This window comes from Psychrobacter jeotgali (assembly GCF_904846315.1).
In the GTDB taxonomy this organism is placed as follows: Bacteria; Pseudomonadota; Gammaproteobacteria; order Pseudomonadales; family Moraxellaceae; genus Psychrobacter; species Psychrobacter jeotgali.
Genome location: NZ_CAJHAF010000001.1, coordinates 2,207,454 through 2,223,032 on the forward strand (window position 1 = coordinate 2,207,454; position 15,579 = coordinate 2,223,032).

Consider the following 15,579-nt stretch of genomic DNA (forward strand, 5'->3'; position numbering starts at 1 on the left):
AGTGACCCTCATGTCAAATGCCATCAACCAACTATCTGAACTGCTCGGCACCAACGAAGATGAAGTCGTTGAGTTTAAAGAAGCCAAGATGCAGTATGACTTTAAGAAGTTATGCAAGTACTTCTCGGCGCTTAGTAACGAAGCCAACCTAAAGGCTAAGGATTGCGCGTGGCTAGTACTAGGTGTCAATGTTGATAAGAACATCGTCGGTACGCAAGCTTATTCGGATGACACGACTTTAGATAAGCTAAAAAAGGACGTGGCTGACCGTATGACAGGCCGCGTGACCTTTATTGATATTCATGACGTCTCCCACCCTAATGGCAGAGTGCTGATGTTACAGATACCAGCAGCACCGCAAGGTATGCCCATTGCGTATGATGGGCATTACTACGGGCGCGATGGCTCCTCCCTTGGGGCATTAAACATCAGTGAGCTTGAGACCATGCGCGCACCATCACAGACTGATTGGAGTCGGCACACTATTTCTGAAGCCAGCATTGATGATTTAGACCCCGATGCCATTGCCTTTGCTCGGCTAAGATTCGCTGATAAAAACCCAAAGCTCAAAGAGGACATGACAACTTGGGATGACCATAAATTTTTGGACAAAGCCAAGCTGACCATAAAAGGACAAATTACCCGCGCCGCTATTTTGCTATTAGGCAAAAGCGAATCTGAGTATTTAATTAACCCTGCTTCAGCAAAAGTCACTTGGATACTCAAAGACAAAGACGGTGTCGAAAAAGATTACGAGCATTTTACCTGTCCCCTACTACTGGCGGTAGATGAGGTATTTGGCAAAATTCGTAATTTGAAATATCGCTACATGCAAGGCAACACCTTGTTTCCTGAAGAGGTTGACCAATATGACCCATATCTAATTCGAGAATCATTGAATAATGCTATCGCCCACCAAGACTATACACGTGGCGGTCGCGTGAGCCTCGTTGAGTTTGAGGACGGTAGGTTAGTCATAAAAAATGAAGGGCGGTTTATCCCTGTCAGTGTTGAGGCTGTGGTCAAACAAGATGCTCCTGAGCATCGCTATCGTAACAAGTTTTTGGTCGATGCGATGGTGAACCTAAATATGATAGACACTATCGGTAGTGGCATCAGAAAGATGTTTATCATTCAGCGTAAAAAGTTTTTTCCGTTGCCTGAATATGACTTAACCAATGACAAGGTTGAAGTGACTATTTACGGTAAGATTATCGATCCCGCTTATGCGCAAAAGCTGGCACAATCCCCTGACCTATCACTTGAAGACATTATCCTGCTCGATAAGGTACAAAAGGGTAAGCTATTAGATGACCATGAATTTAAGTATCTTAAAAACCGTCAGCTAATCGAAGGTAGAAAATCAAACTGCCACATTGCCAAGCATATCGCAAAACAGACTGACGAGATGGCAAACTATATTAAAAATAAAGGACTTGATAACCAGTATTACAAGGATATGATCTTACAGTGCCTTGAGAGCTTTGGAGCAGTTAAGCGTTCTGTGATTGACGACCTTCTTTTAGATAAACTGCCAGACGTACTGTCAGAGCAGCAAAAAAAAGACAAAGTGCGAAACCTACTACAAAGCTTGCGCAGAGAGAATAAGATTACAACAGAAGCAAAAAAATGGAAGCTGAAAGACTGACAAATGAGCTAGTCTAATTTTTAAACACTCAGGTGTAGTTTTACACGTTGAGGTGTAATTTTTAAACATTCAGGTGTAATTTTACACGTTGAGGTGTAATTTTAGACATTCTTGATAACGCACCATCTAGCCACATTGATAACAATAAAAAGGATCTGACATGGCAAACCAACCGACTACATTTAGCGAACGTGAGCTTGAAGACCATATCGTTGGTAGCATGGTCAGCATGGGCTATATCCAAGGCGACTATAACGACTTTGATAAGCAGTTCGCTATTGATAAGGTATTGTTTTGGCAGTTCTTACAAGACACTCAGCAAAAAGAGCTGGATAAACTTATCAAATTTAACCCACATGATTGGCAAGATAAAATCCTGCATAGGCTCGACCGCGTCATCAAAAACAACGGCGTACTTCATGTCCTCAAGAACGGCTTACAAGTAGATGATGCCTCGCTCAACCTGCTATACCCTGCTCCTCTCGCTAGCAGTAGCCAAAAGGTAAAAGACAACTATACAAAGAATCTGTTTAGCATCACCCGCCAAGTGTATTACTCTACTAGTGAGCCCCTAAAGTCTATCGACCTCGTCTTATTTATCAACGGCTTAGCCATTGCCACATTTGAGTTAAAAAGCACCCACAAGAGCCAAACGGCGAGGTTTAACGCTCTTAAACAATATCAACAAGACCGTGACCCCAAAGAGCCTTTGTTTAACTTTGCGCGTGCTGCCGTGCATTTTGCCTTAGACAATCAAGAAGCCTTTATGACCACGCGCTTAGCTGGGGCAAAGACGTTCTTTTTGCCGTTTAATAAAGGCTGTAACGGTGGTAGCGGCAACCCGCCCAATCCTGATGGCTTTAAGACCGCTTACTTATGGGAAGAGGTGTTGGCGCAAGATAGCTTAATTAATTTACTTAGCCACTTTGTACGCTTAGGCTGCGACGACCCTGACATCAAAAACCCTAAGCTACATGACAAGACGCTATACTTCCCGCGCTATCATCAAATGAACGTAGTCAGACGCTTAATGGCTGACGTACAAGAGTATGGCGTCGGCAAGCGTTACCTTATCCAGCATTCAGCAGGCTCAGGCAAGTCTAACTCCATAACATGGCTGGCCTATCAGCTTATCGAAGCCTATCCCAATCCAAGCGATAATACAGCTATCAATGCGGCAGAAATTGAGAAACCGCTCTATGATTCCGTTATCGTAGTCACTGACCGCCGATTACTCGACAAACAAATTCGAGATAACATCAATCAGTTTAGTGAAGTCAAAGGCATTATCGCTCATGCTGAGCGCTCTCGTGACCTGCGTGATGCGCTTGAGTCCGGTAAGAAAATTATTATCACTACCATTTTTAAATTTCCGTTCATATTGGATGAGATTAGCGAAATGGCAGACAAGAAGTTTGCCATTCTTATTGATGAGGCGCATAGCTCACAAGGCGGTTCAGTCAGCGATGATATGAACAAAGCGCTTGGGGTTAAAGATGACAGTGCTAATGAAACTGACAATGCGAGTGAGGATGTAGACGTAGAAGATAATCAAGATAAGATTATCAAAGCCATTGAAGCTAGAAAAATGCAAGGTCATGTTAGCTACTTTGGCTTTACTGCCACGCCAAAAGACAGCACGCTTGAGAAATTCGGTATCAAACAAACTGATGGTAGCTTTGAGCCGTTTGATATTTACTCAATGAAGCAAGCTATTCAAGAAGGCTTTATCCTTGACGTGCTTAGCAACTATACGACGTTCAAATCGTACTATCAGATTCAAAAGACCGCCGAAGATGACCCCAAGTTTGATACCAACAAAGCACAAAAGGCGCTAAAAGCATACGTTGAACATACCGAGCAAACTATCAATACTAAAGCTGAAATCATGCTCGACCACTTTATGGACAACGTATACGGCAAAAACCGTTTGAATGGTCATGCCAAAGGTATGGTCGTTACCCAAAATATCCCAATGGCGATTCGCTACTACAAGGCACTAACCAAACATCTCAAAGATAAAGGCAACCCTTTCAAAATACTCATCGCCTTCTCTGGCGAGAAAAAAGTGGACGGTATTGAGTACACTGAGCCGTCAATGAACGGCTTTGAGGAATCCAAAACCAAAGACAAGTTTGACACCGATGAGTACCGCTTATTAGTGGTGGCGAATAAATATCTAACAGGGTTTGACCAGCCGAAGCTTACCGCTATGTACGTGGACAAAAAGCTTAAGGGCGTCCAAGCGGTGCAAACGCTATCTCGGCTTAACCGCTCAGCACCTAAGTATGGCAAAAAAACCGAAGACTTATTCGTGCTCGATTTTTATAACAGTACCTCAGATATCAAAGTGGCATTTGACAGGTACTATACCGCTACGACGTTATCCGAAGCGACTGATATCAATGTCTTACATGAAATTAAAGATAATTTAGATAGCAAAGGCGTATACGAGCTACACGAGGTCAAAGACTATGCCGACCTATTCTTTGATAACGAGCCTATGGAAGTACTTGACTCAAAGATAGACGTGTTTGCCCATCGCTTTAACCACGAGCTTGGGTTATCAGATGAGACCAAGATTGAGTTTAAGATGCAAGCGAAACAGTTTGTTAAGCTTTATGGGAGAGTCGCCGCTATCATCCCATTCAATATGGTTGATTGGGAACGCCTATATTGGGTGCTAAAGCCATTGATACCTAAGCTGAACGTCCAAACTACTGAGGACGAAGCATTAGATGAGCTACTCGAATCAGTCAATCTAAATACCTATGCGATTGAACGTACGGCATTAGGGCAGAAAATAACCCTCAAAGATGAGGGTGGTAAGCTCACGCCTTCTAACAGTAACCCTATAGGGGTTTATGACCCTGAGTCCAAAAAAGAGCTATTAGATAAAATAGTCGAAGACTTCAATCAGCGCTGGTTTGAGAACTGGCACGCGACGCCGGAGGAACAGCGCTTTAAACTAATCAACCTAGTTAAGCGTATCCAAGAGCACAAAGACTTTGAGTATAAGTATAATACTCTTCAAGATGAGCAAGCGCGCAAGATGGAGTTCGCTAACATCGTTAAAGAAATCATTGTTTCAGACCGACGCAAAGAAGTGGACTTTTATAAGAAATTTGTAGGCGATGAAAATTTTCAAATGGCGTTTATGCATAGCTTGCGGCAGCTGGTGGATAGAGAGTCTGACGGTAGAGATAGCATATGATAATAAGAAGCTATATCAAAACCTGCATTGAAGACGCTTAATGAATATAATATATAAAATGATTATAAACGGAGTACTGATATGCAGTTTAAACTTATTTCAGCCTTTATAATCTTTATAGGCTCTTATTTACCATTAGCATTAATTCTCGCTGTGCAGGATATACCAATAACATGGTGGCAAAGCCCTTTTTGTAATATCTCTAATTTTTCGTCCTGTAGTTTTATTCCTTTTATGAATCCAGTACTATCCATATTATTTATAGGTATTACAGTTGTTGCAGTACTATTATCTAATAAACTACTTAACGAAACACCCATGCCTTTTGAAGCTCGAGTCGACTCATCAAAACCGATTCCTAATGACATAATCAATTACGTCTTCCCTTATGTCGTTGCATTTATGGGCTTAAGTTATAACACTCCTGATAAGCTTCTTGGGTTTTTAGTTTTCATACTCTGGATGTTTGCTATAACTTATAAATCAGGACAGATAATAATGAATCCACTTCTCTTAATGTTTGGATGGAAACTATACGAAGCAAAGATAAATATAAATAATCATGTAAAAGAAGTTAGGGTTCTAAAAAAAGGTGATCTACCAGAAGGTGATTATGCAGTACAAACTATTCAAAACTTCTATATTGCAAAGGATAAAGAATGACTAGCGATTTTCAGGCTCTGAAAGATTTTAATTTTAATAAATCCACAGTCTATTTATGGGTATACAAGAATAGTGAGAGAGACATAAGGTTTCGAACGCATTACGTTCAAACGGATAGAGAGCTTAACGATGATTTTAAAAGTATTGCTAACACTGAACTCAATAGAATTACTGAACAAAGTCCATATAGCCCTATTACACAAGTTAACGAAAGTGGTTGTTTAGCACTTACTTGTAACGATACCGACTTTGATCTGCTTAAAACACAAGTAAACCGCTTGGAGACTGAAAACAGAGGGTAATCCCCCCAATAAATAAGAACACTTACAAATAGAGATTAACTGCTAAAATACACCAGCAGGAGAATCCTATGAAAAAGACACGCTTTAGCGACAACCAAATCGTCAACATCCTAAAACAAGCCGAACAAGGCGTCCCTATTACCGAGCTATGCCGTGAGCATAACATCAGCCAAAGCACCTTCTACAACTGGCGATCTAAATATGGTGGTATGGACGCCACACTTATCAGCCGTCTTAAAGAGCTTGAAGTTGAAAATGCCCGCTTAAAGAAGATGTACGCTGATGAATGTCTTAAATCCGACATCCTACAGGATGCTATGTCAAAAGTGGTAGCGCCCCAAGGGCGCAAAGCGTTGGTTTGTCACTACATTGAAGATCGTAGCATTAGCATACGCCGTGCTTGCCGTATCTTTAACATCAGCGTCACCTGTTATTATCACAAGTCGGTGGTAACAGATGAGAACCAGCAAATAGCGGACTTACTTATCAAACTGACTGATGAGAACAAGAACTGGGGCTTTGGCTTGTGCTTTTAACCTTGCGTAATGTGCTAGGACTGCCGTACAACCATAAGCGGGTATATCGCATCTACTGCGAGCTTGAACTCAACCTTAGAATCAAGCCTAAGCGTCGCATTAAACGTGCTAAACCAATACCATTAGCAGTACCTGATAGGATTAACCAAAGCTGGAGCATGGACTTTATGCACGACAGCTTAACTGATGGCCGCGGCTTTAGACTGTTCAATGTCATTGATGATTACAACCGTGAGGCACTCACCGTTGAAGTTGACTTCTCGCTACCGGCCGGGAGGGTCATACGCAGTCTTAATCAGCTTATTGAGTACCGAGGCAAACCTGTGCAGATAAGATGCGATAACGGCCCTGAATACATCAGCAATGCGCTCAAAGACTGGGCTGAGCAGCAAGGCATCATCTTAAGCTATATTGAACCTGGCAATCCACAGCAAAATGCGTATGTAGAGCGCTTTAACAGAACCATGAGATATGATTGGTTAAATCAGGAGCTGTTTGATAATCTAGAGCAGGTACGCGCACAAGCAGAAAACTGGTTATACCATTATAATCATAAGCGCCCAAACATGGGCAATGGCGGTTTTACACCGATACAGAAACTCAATCAGGCAGCTTAATTCTATTTATTAGGTGTCTTAAGTTTGGGAGGGTTACCAGAGTAACATCAGTTGATCAATTAAAAGGAACTAAGGGATACGTAGTAAAATTCATTCATAATAATATTACTGTTTACGGTGTAAGACGTTCATCATCGTCGTTTCAAACTAAGTATAATAAATCTTTTATTAACATGATGTTTTCCAATGGAGTATTATCAGGCATCGCAGACAATAGTTTTTCTATAAAAAAGGATTTTGACTTTTATGTCATTAATAATACGATTTTTATCGCAAATAAACGTGGTTTTGAAACAGCTATGCAGCATAAGGATGCATATGTTGATGCATTTATTCAATTAAAACAATCCTCCCCCTTTCTTTCCCTATTTACTGATATTCAACCAATCGACGAATATGTAGGTACTAATTCTATGCAACTCAGAAGAATGACTGTTGTAGAAATGAAAGGGATTTATAATAACCCTAACTTTCTAACTAGTCTCCAAAATGTCAACAATACACGACAATGGGGAATAAACTTTGATGCTGCGTCTGGAAAAATAATTCCCTGTGCTAATACAATGCAAGTAATTTTACAAATACTTTTAGATCACCGTCTAATAAGTGAGGTTACAAGTAATATGTATGATGTTCCTGATGCAATACAGTTGTGATGAATGGGGTAAAACTTGATTTTACTAGGTTTATATTAATTATATAAAAACCGTTTATCCTAAACCCTCACGACACCCATCGTCGTCTACTATTTATTTACTCTTGAAATTTAAACCGCTATATCTCTACACTCAAAGGCGTAACCTATCACAAGTATGGACGTGATTGGATATGCCTTTTTTTGCCACCTACCTTACGAGTACGCCATGTATGCGCTCATCGACTGTAACAGCTTTTATGCCAACTGTGAGAAGCTCTTTCGCCCTGATTTAAAGGACAAAGCGGTGGTGGTACTGTCTAATAACGATGGCTGCGTAGTCGCTCGCTCACCTGAAGCAAAGCAGCTGGGTATTAAAATGGGCGTGCCCTACTTTCAGGTCAAAGAGTTCTGCGTACAAAACGACGTTACTGTCTTTAGCTCCAACTACACTCTTTATGCCGATATGTCACATAGGGTGATGACCACGCTTGAGACCCTCTGTCCTACCGTTGAAGTCTACTCTATTGATGAAGCTTTTTTATACCTCGCTGATTATCCGGTTGCTATGCACGACCTTAACGCTTATGGCAACAAGCTTAAATCTATCGTAGAGATGTATACGGGCATACCTGTCAGTGTCGGTATAGGCAGTACTAAGACGATGGCGAAGCTTGCCAATCATGCGGCTAAAAAATACCCGGCGACCAAAGGCGTCTGTGTATTAGACAATTTAAGATGGATACGTCGTATTATGCAAATTACCGATGTCGGTGAGGTATGGGGTGTCGGTCGACGATATAAAGTCAGGCTTAACAACATGGGCATTCATACCGTACACCAGTTAGCCATCTGCGAACCTGCTAAGATAAGACAGCACTTTGGCGTGGTATTAGAACGTACCTGCTTGGAATTAAATGGTCAACGCTGTATCGGTATCGAAACCATCGAACCTAAGAAGCAAATCATTTCATCTCGTTCTTTCTCTAAGCGCATTACCTGCCTTCAAGAGCTGAGTGAATCCATCTGTAGCCATGTATCAAAGGCAGCCGGTAAACTACGTAAGCAAGACAGCTTGTGTGGTCATTTGGGTGTGTTCGCCAAGAGTAGTCCCTTTACGCCAAATGAGACGTATACTGCAATCTCCGGTCAGTGTCACTTTATCACCCCTACGGCTGATACACGGGTGATGGTAGCCGCTGCTCGGCAAATACTTATACGAATATTTAAAGAAGACGTGCGCTATGCGAAGGCTGGCGTTATGCTGTTTGATATCATTCAGCATGATGAGATACAACCTGACTTATTTGCAGAAAAGGGTAGCGAGGATAAAAGTAGTGGTCATTGCACTAAGAAAAACACCAAGGTTATTGCTATTATGGATAAGCTCAATAAAAAATACGGACAAAATAATCATCAGCAAGCAGCAGTGTTTATCGCTAGTGAAGGCATTAAAGACAAGCAGTCGTGGCAGATGAGTCGTAACATGCTATCGCCCCGTTATACCACTGACATCAACCAAATACCCAAGGTGGACTAAATGACGGTCAAGGTAATCGGTAAGCTGACAGATGAAGGTGAGACGGTATTATTGTCCCTATATAGCGATAGAGTCAAAGCAGGCTTTCCGAGCCCTGCTACTGATTATGTGCAAAACCGTATTGACCTAAATACACTACTTATTCGCCATCCAGCAACTACCTACTTGGTTGAGGTCGAAGGTGATAGCATGATTGATGTAGGTATTTTCCCAAAAGATATATTAGTTGTTGACCGCTCTTTGACCGCTTGCCATAAAGATATCGTGATTGCGCTAGTCGATGAAGGATTTACAGCTAAGCAACTGATACTGGGTGAGAATATTATTTTACGTGCGCATAATAAGAACTATGCAGATATCGTAGTGAGAGGGTCTCTTGAGCTGTTCGGAGTGGTGGCTAGTAGTATTAGACGATTTAAGCAATAGAGCAGAATGAAAATCAAAACTACTAAAAATAGTTTTTTGGTAATAATATATATTTGAATCAAGCTTATCATATTTGAATATTTAGTTACAATTTAATGTAAAATGAATCCCATTATTTACCTTACATTCAATACTAAATATCTGTTGGTCTATTTGTTGGTCTAAACCCCTAATTAATATATAAAAACACAATAAAATCAATCACTTAAATCTATAGTTAGACTTCCTCCTTCACCGCCATTTATTTTCTGCTTAATAAAAGCTTTCTAGCTTTCCTATCTTGTCCTACCCTTCTCTAAATATCTCTGAAACCTTTTACCATAAAGCTGATTATAAAGTTACTTCATCACGCTTAGGCGGGACAGAGTAAGTACCAACCACGTGTGCGACCCTATCATCGGATCCTTCTGAGTAGAGTGAAACCTCGCCGACGATTAGCGTGCGCCCTACTTTCATTAAGGTGCATTCAGCAATAATACGCGCCTTGGCGGATGGTTTACGCAAAAAATTAATAGTAAGACTGGTCGTCACGGTCAACGGTACAATGCCAATGGTGCCAAGTATCGCCACATAGATGGCCACATCAGCGACGCTCATCAATACAGGGCCGGACACCGTGCCACCAGGGCGCAGCTCGTCTATTCCGATATCATGCGATAAGGTCGAGCGATTATCACCTACGGCCTCAACCTTGTATTTGGCTTGCGGAAACTCTAATGCCATAAAGGCAACTATTTCTTCTTTGGTGGCAGACATATATATCCCTTAATCGTCTAGCTAAAACCATTTAAAATAACGAGCATCAAATTACGTAGTTTAAAATCACTAAATAATGACAAATAGCACCCGCCAGCACGAATAAATGCCAGATCACATGGTTATAAGGTATTTTTTCTATCGCATAAAAGATGATACCAATAGTATAAAAAAGACCGCCGGCTACTAAATAGATCATTCCGCCGAGTGGCATTACTGCTTTTAGTGTTGCAAAGTCAAAGACGATAATCCAGCCCATTACTAAGTACAATAAAGTTGAAAATACCTCAAACCTTCCGGTAAAAAATAGCTTCATGACGATACCTAAGGCGGCAATCGACCAAACCACAATCAGAAGCGAGGCTCCTTTACTCTCTAACAAGCTGATCACCAGAACGGGGGTGTATGTGCCCGCTATCAATAGATAGATACTGATATGATCTAAAATTCTAAACGCAGACTTTAAACGGTAACTCCTTACCCCATGATAGATTGCAGAGACGGCAAATAATGCGATAAACGATAAGCCATAAATAAAAATTCCAATTTGGCTATATTGAGTTTTATAAGTATTTTTAAATAATAGTAAGATCAAACCTAAGACCCCTAACACTGCTCCTATGGCATGAGTTAGGGCATTAAGCCGCTCTTCTGATAAAGTTTGTGTATACATAGCTCACTTAGACCATTATTAGCTGCCCAGAAAACCAAATCTTAACGCAGTTTTCAGCTTGTCTACACCCCTTTATTGTAAGTTTAATGATAGTCAGTCATTAAACGTAGTCTATAGCTCATGACTTCATACCCCGCCCGCCCCTTTACTTGAGGCTTCGCTATTCTCCACTAATATAGCCGCCGCTGTTTTCTTCAGCATTTCCCACTGCTCATCATCGACATAGATACCTTCTTTCCAGGCCCTCTGATGGGTAGCATACAGCTCATCGGTCGATATTTTGTGATCAAAATGCTGAATGTCTTGCTCAATATCGAAATTAGAAGTGGCAAGCTCAATGACCATATCATTGGTATTATAGTTGGCTTGTTCTTTATTAAAGAAATAAATATCGGGATAAACAAAACCTTGATTTAAGGTAAATAAAGTATGCTTGGGCGCTGTACCATTATCCCATTTGGCCAGACAAGCAATGCCTTTTGCAGCCAGATTGACCAGCTCACTATAAGCCAGCCAGCGATTATGACAGTTTTGCAAGTAGATCTTAAGATGATCCCGATCACCCATGGCCTCAAGCGCATAATCTATGACGGCGGGCAAATGACAAACTAAGCTGCTGCCTTGCAAGTCTAAATGGATTAAACCTTCTTCTTCATAGACGATATCGATGGGTGTATCGCGCTCATACAAAATATAAGGACTGGCATTATTAAAATGGCGCACGCCGTCCAGTCCTGCCATTTGCAGCTCGGCAACCATGGTCGCTACTAAATCGGCCTCACCGACTTCACGGTGCATACCTAAGAAGGCTTTATACACAGTCGTGACAATCTCATTGCGTGATACGATCATAAATCCTCCTTTATCTGTGCTGACGTGTGAGACGGTTTTGAAGTGCTAGACGATGCGGCTGGTAATTTATCTAGGGTGGGTAACAGCGGAAACAACCATTCATCGCTGTGTATCTCATCAAATAAAGGCGCACCTTGAAACAGCGTCACCCTTACCCAGCGATCTGATCTGGGATCAAACTTGGTGGCACCAAACATCGATAATTTGCAGCGCAGCAGATGAATCGGTAGCGTGTCTTTTTGCAGCATGTTCATCTGAATATCGCCCATCTTTTTATGCCCCATCGTCCACGTACGACGAGCAATTGAGCGATATTTGGGCTGTTTTAAGATAAACTCTGACAGCAACTGATTGGGATCAGCTTGTTTTAATGCTAAATATAGATTGTTGGCTTGGCGTGCTATGTCTAAAAATAGCTCACGATCATCACCCGGCTCTTGGCCGCGCACACCCATCCGTGGCTCTTCTTTATCAATAGAGCGATACCAAAACCAGTATTTGTTTTCAGGGTTAGTAAAGTCAATATTGATCGCCCATTGATAGCGTCTCTCTAACACTTCAAGCAAGTCTTTGACGACTTTACCTTTAGGTAGTGACAAGGTTTCATCAGCGTTGACCTCTTCCTCAAAGCTATCGACCCGCTCAGGATATAACTCCATCAAGCAGGAGATAATCACTTCTTGCGCTTCATAACTCAGGTTGTGTTGGGCTTGCAGGAAGTTTTCCCAAGTTTGATAATCGTTGATTATTGTCGTCAAGTTACTCTGCAGGGAGGTCAGCTCTTTGACTACAGTGGCGTTTAAGTGATCCTGCTGTTCATTAATGGTGACGATTTCAGTAAAATGTTGAATAGCTCGACTTAATAAATTTGAGAAATGCGCAACTTTTTTAGGTTCAATAACACAGTCCAAAGTCGCTTGCAGTGCCTGTTCACGGGTGGTGAGCCATTGATCGACGATACAGGGATGGTTGATCAAATACGGCGCCATACCCAGACCCGTTGCATTACCAATACCCAAATAGCGTTTAATCTCTGGATATAATTTGACTGCCTTGCTACCGCCTTTTTTCTCTGCCAAATAATCTACCCAATCAAGGCTAAACTCACGCAGCAAATAAACCGCACACATCTGGGCGCGGAATGATTGATTGAAGTCTTGGCTATGATCAAGCGGTTTAAAGTCATAAATACCAAACTTGCCATTACCATAAACCGCGGTGGTACGTAGAATATAACCGACTTGCGCCAAGATATCGAGATCAGGCTGCTGTCCATTGGCAAGCGCACTTACGGTATGCTCAAACACTCGCATGCTTTTGTTAGCACGTGCCAGCACCATTACCATGTTGGAGTTGCGACCCGCCTCTTGCAGCGGTACATTGGCTTTTAGATTGTTAAATAACTCGTCACTAATTTCACCAAAAACGAGACCGAAAGTAACGTCCCATTTTTGTGCGATCACACGATCGTTACGCTCTTCATCGGCAAGCTCATTGCAAAACACCACCAAGTTATAAAGGTGCTCAGGGGTTTGCAAACGGTAAATCACTTGACCGTAGCCATTGTCATCCAAATCCCACAGATGGGTCGTGAGCGTCCATTGTTCTCTATCGATTTTACGCAATAAGGTACGCACAAAGCTAATGCGCGTCTGATGCATTGCGCCTAATCTTTGGGCATTCATCACCATATCAGGGGTGCGTAGAGACTGTTTTACTGCGTCCATGCTTTTATTTTGTTTATGAACTAAACTCATAATACCACCACCTTGAACCATGTGTTGAGCCAATAATTTAGTAATAAACAAAGTATCGGCTACTGTTAATAAATCACTATTTACTTACTGTCTTTAATAACTGTTTCTTTAACGAGCTGCTGCTCAGCTATTCGACTATCAGTCTCCACTCGGTTGGGACGATACAAATCTTGATCACGCGCCATTTGTTGAGCGATTTGTGGTCCATTCCATAATGAAGGCAGCAGGATAAAGGAAACCGGTACGGCGGTAATAACGATAAAGGATTGCAAAGCGCTTATACCGCCGGCTCCTAATGAGATCAGTACAATAGCCGTAATCCCCATCATAACGCCCCAAAAGGTACGGATAATAGCGTTGGGCTCACGCTCGCCGCTAATCACTACACTAATGGTATAAGTCATAGAGTCGCCTGTGGTCACGATAAAGACCATAGTCAAGATTAAAAATAATATCGAGATTATTAAAGGGAATGGCAGTTGCTGAGTAATAGCAAGTAGTGCACCAGGTAAATTGAATCCTTCAAAGGCGGTGCTAACACTGCCAGGATTAGCAATCTCAAACGCCAAGCCTGAACCCCCAACCACGGTGAACCAAAAGCAGGTCACAAGCGGTGCAACGATACAAACCGTGGTAATTAATTCACGAATCGTGCGGCCACGGGAGATACGGGCAATAAATATCGCCATCATCGGGCCATAACCCAAGAACCAACCCCAAAAGAATACCGTCCAACCACCAAGCCAGCCTTCATCACCGCGGAAAGTCGCCATTGGGATGAAGTTTTGCACCATTGTGCCTACGCCTTGGATATAGCCATTGATGATAAAGTTGCTGGGACCTAATATTAAAATAAACAGCATTAGCGCAACCGCTAATATAACGTTAAATCGACTGAGCAACTGCATACCGCGGGCAAGACCACTAATGGCTGAGATGGTATAAAGGATAATCGCAAATATAATAATAATCAGCTGAGTCACAAAGGTATCAGGAATACCAAATAGCTCATTTAGAGCATAGCTGGTCTGTAAGCCCAAAAAGCCAATAGGCCCAATGGTACCGGCTGCTACGGCGACGATACAGCAAGCATCAATAATAGCGCCCGTTTGACCCTTAAGTACGCGCTCGCCGAACATAGGATATAACAGAGTGCGCGGCTTGAGCGGCAAGCCTTTATCATAATGCAAATGCATAATTACAATAGCCGTCAAGCTACCAACAATCGACCATGCCAAGAACCCCCAATGCATAAAGGACTGTGATAACGCATTAAAAGCCCGTTGTTGAATGTCAGCGCTCTCACCATAGACAGGCGGCGCTGACACGAAATGAGCAATAGGTTCAGCAGCGGCCCAAAACACTCCGCCACCAGCCAATAGCGTACAAAACAAGATTGCCATCCATTTAAAACTGTCCATTTCAGGCTTGGGTAAGTTACCCAAAATAACCCTTCCCGTACGACCTGCACCGACAGCCAATGCAATAACAAAAGTGGCTAACAGCAGTATTTGCCAAAAAGGCCCAAAGATATTGGCCGACCAGCTGAACGCTGTATTAACGATGCCTGCCAGCTGTTCTTCTGCGAAGACAGCCATTAGTACAAAGAGGATAATAAAGCCGCCACTGTACCAAAACGCTGGGTTTTTGAGCCCTAAGGTATCGGAGTCGCTAGCTGTAGAGTTTATGGGATGAATGACCTTTTCCGCTGCGACATTATTAGCGGTTGAGCGTCCTTGCTCATCTCGGTTAAATCCTTTTAAATCAGTCATGGTGTAATTCCATATGTGATTAAATCATTTAAATAAGGAGGGTATCCAAACAGTCTCCCTATTTCATATCACTCGAATTTATTTATCTAAAACTTTGCCTCTGAAAGGGGCTAAATGCTATAAAACATTAAATGTCTTATAGCGGTTTTGAATAATAACTTGCAAACATCGTCCTTTAACTTCAAGCCT

The 15,579-nt window shown here is 42.0% G+C and carries 13 protein-coding genes; 8 read left to right on the plus strand and 5 right to left on the minus strand.

Features of this window, described 5'->3' with window-relative positions; all coding sequences use genetic code 11:
- Positions 1-10: 10 nt before the first annotated feature.
- The 8 genes from JMX18_RS09100 to umuD all read left to right on the plus strand — a co-directional run bounded on the left by JMX18_RS09100 (position 11) and on the right by umuD (position 9,580).
- Positions 11-1,648, plus strand: a complete 1,638-nt coding sequence (locus JMX18_RS09100) for an RNA-binding domain-containing protein (protein WP_201587073.1) — start codon at positions 11-13, stop codon at positions 1,646-1,648.
- 160 nt (positions 1,649-1,808) lie between these two features.
- Positions 1,809-4,862, plus strand: a complete 3,054-nt coding sequence (locus tag JMX18_RS09105; protein ID WP_201587074.1) for a type I restriction endonuclease subunit R — start codon at positions 1,809-1,811, stop codon at positions 4,860-4,862.
- An 81-nt stretch (positions 4,863-4,943) separates the two neighbouring features.
- Complete coding sequence (locus tag JMX18_RS13210; RefSeq protein WP_227674618.1) at positions 4,944-5,525, plus strand: hypothetical protein; 582 nt, start codon at positions 4,944-4,946, stop codon at positions 5,523-5,525.
- A complete protein-coding gene (locus JMX18_RS09115) occupies positions 5,522-5,827 on the plus strand; it encodes a hypothetical protein (RefSeq protein ID WP_201587075.1) in 306 nt (101 codons plus the stop codon). The genes JMX18_RS13210 and JMX18_RS09115 overlap by 4 nt, the downstream gene beginning before the upstream one ends.
- 68 nt (positions 5,828-5,895) lie before the next feature.
- A protein-coding gene (locus tag JMX18_RS09120) for an IS3 family transposase (protein WP_201587076.1) occupies positions 5,896-6,980 on the plus strand; the annotation gives its coding sequence in 2 pieces (ribosomal slippage) (positions 5,896-6,361 and positions 6,361-6,980; 1,086 coding nt in all).
- 8 nt (positions 6,981-6,988) lie between these two features.
- Positions 6,989-7,636, plus strand: coding sequence for a DUF4868 domain-containing protein (locus JMX18_RS09125; RefSeq protein WP_227674703.1), 648 nt, complete (start codon positions 6,989-6,991; stop codon positions 7,634-7,636).
- 207 nt (positions 7,637-7,843) lie between these two features.
- Positions 7,844-9,154: a Y-family DNA polymerase gene (locus JMX18_RS09130; protein ID WP_201587077.1), complete on the plus strand. Its 1,311-nt coding sequence runs from the start codon at positions 7,844-7,846 to the stop codon at positions 9,152-9,154.
- Entirely contained in the window at positions 9,155-9,580 is a 426-nt protein-coding gene (gene umuD, locus JMX18_RS09135; protein ID WP_201587078.1) for a translesion error-prone DNA polymerase V autoproteolytic subunit, read from the plus strand.
- 330 nt (positions 9,581-9,910) lie between these two features.
- Here umuD and JMX18_RS09140 read toward each other — a convergent pair whose 3' ends face one another.
- From JMX18_RS09140 to JMX18_RS09160, 5 genes are all read right to left on the minus strand, one after another.
- On the minus strand, positions 9,911-10,336 hold the full coding sequence (locus JMX18_RS09140) for a PaaI family thioesterase (RefSeq protein WP_201587079.1): 426 nt from the start codon (positions 10,334-10,336) through the stop codon (positions 9,911-9,913).
- A 46-nt stretch (positions 10,337-10,382) separates the two neighbouring features.
- Entirely contained in the window at positions 10,383-11,009 is a 627-nt protein-coding gene (gene trhA, locus JMX18_RS09145; protein ID WP_201587082.1) for a PAQR family membrane homeostasis protein TrhA, read from the minus strand.
- Between the two features lie 126 nt (positions 11,010-11,135).
- Complete coding sequence (locus JMX18_RS09150; protein WP_201587084.1) at positions 11,136-11,861, minus strand: DUF3726 domain-containing protein; 726 nt, start codon at positions 11,859-11,861, stop codon at positions 11,136-11,138.
- Positions 11,858-13,618 (minus strand): hypothetical protein, encoded by a 1,761-nt coding sequence (locus JMX18_RS09155; protein ID WP_227674619.1) that lies wholly within the window; start codon positions 13,616-13,618, stop codon positions 11,858-11,860. The genes JMX18_RS09150 and JMX18_RS09155 overlap by 4 nt, the downstream gene beginning before the upstream one ends.
- A gap of 80 nt (positions 13,619-13,698) precedes the next feature.
- On the minus strand, positions 13,699-15,390 hold the full coding sequence (locus tag JMX18_RS09160; protein WP_201587086.1) for a BCCT family transporter: 1,692 nt from the start codon (positions 15,388-15,390) through the stop codon (positions 13,699-13,701).
- Between the last annotated feature and the right edge of the window lie 189 nt (positions 15,391-15,579).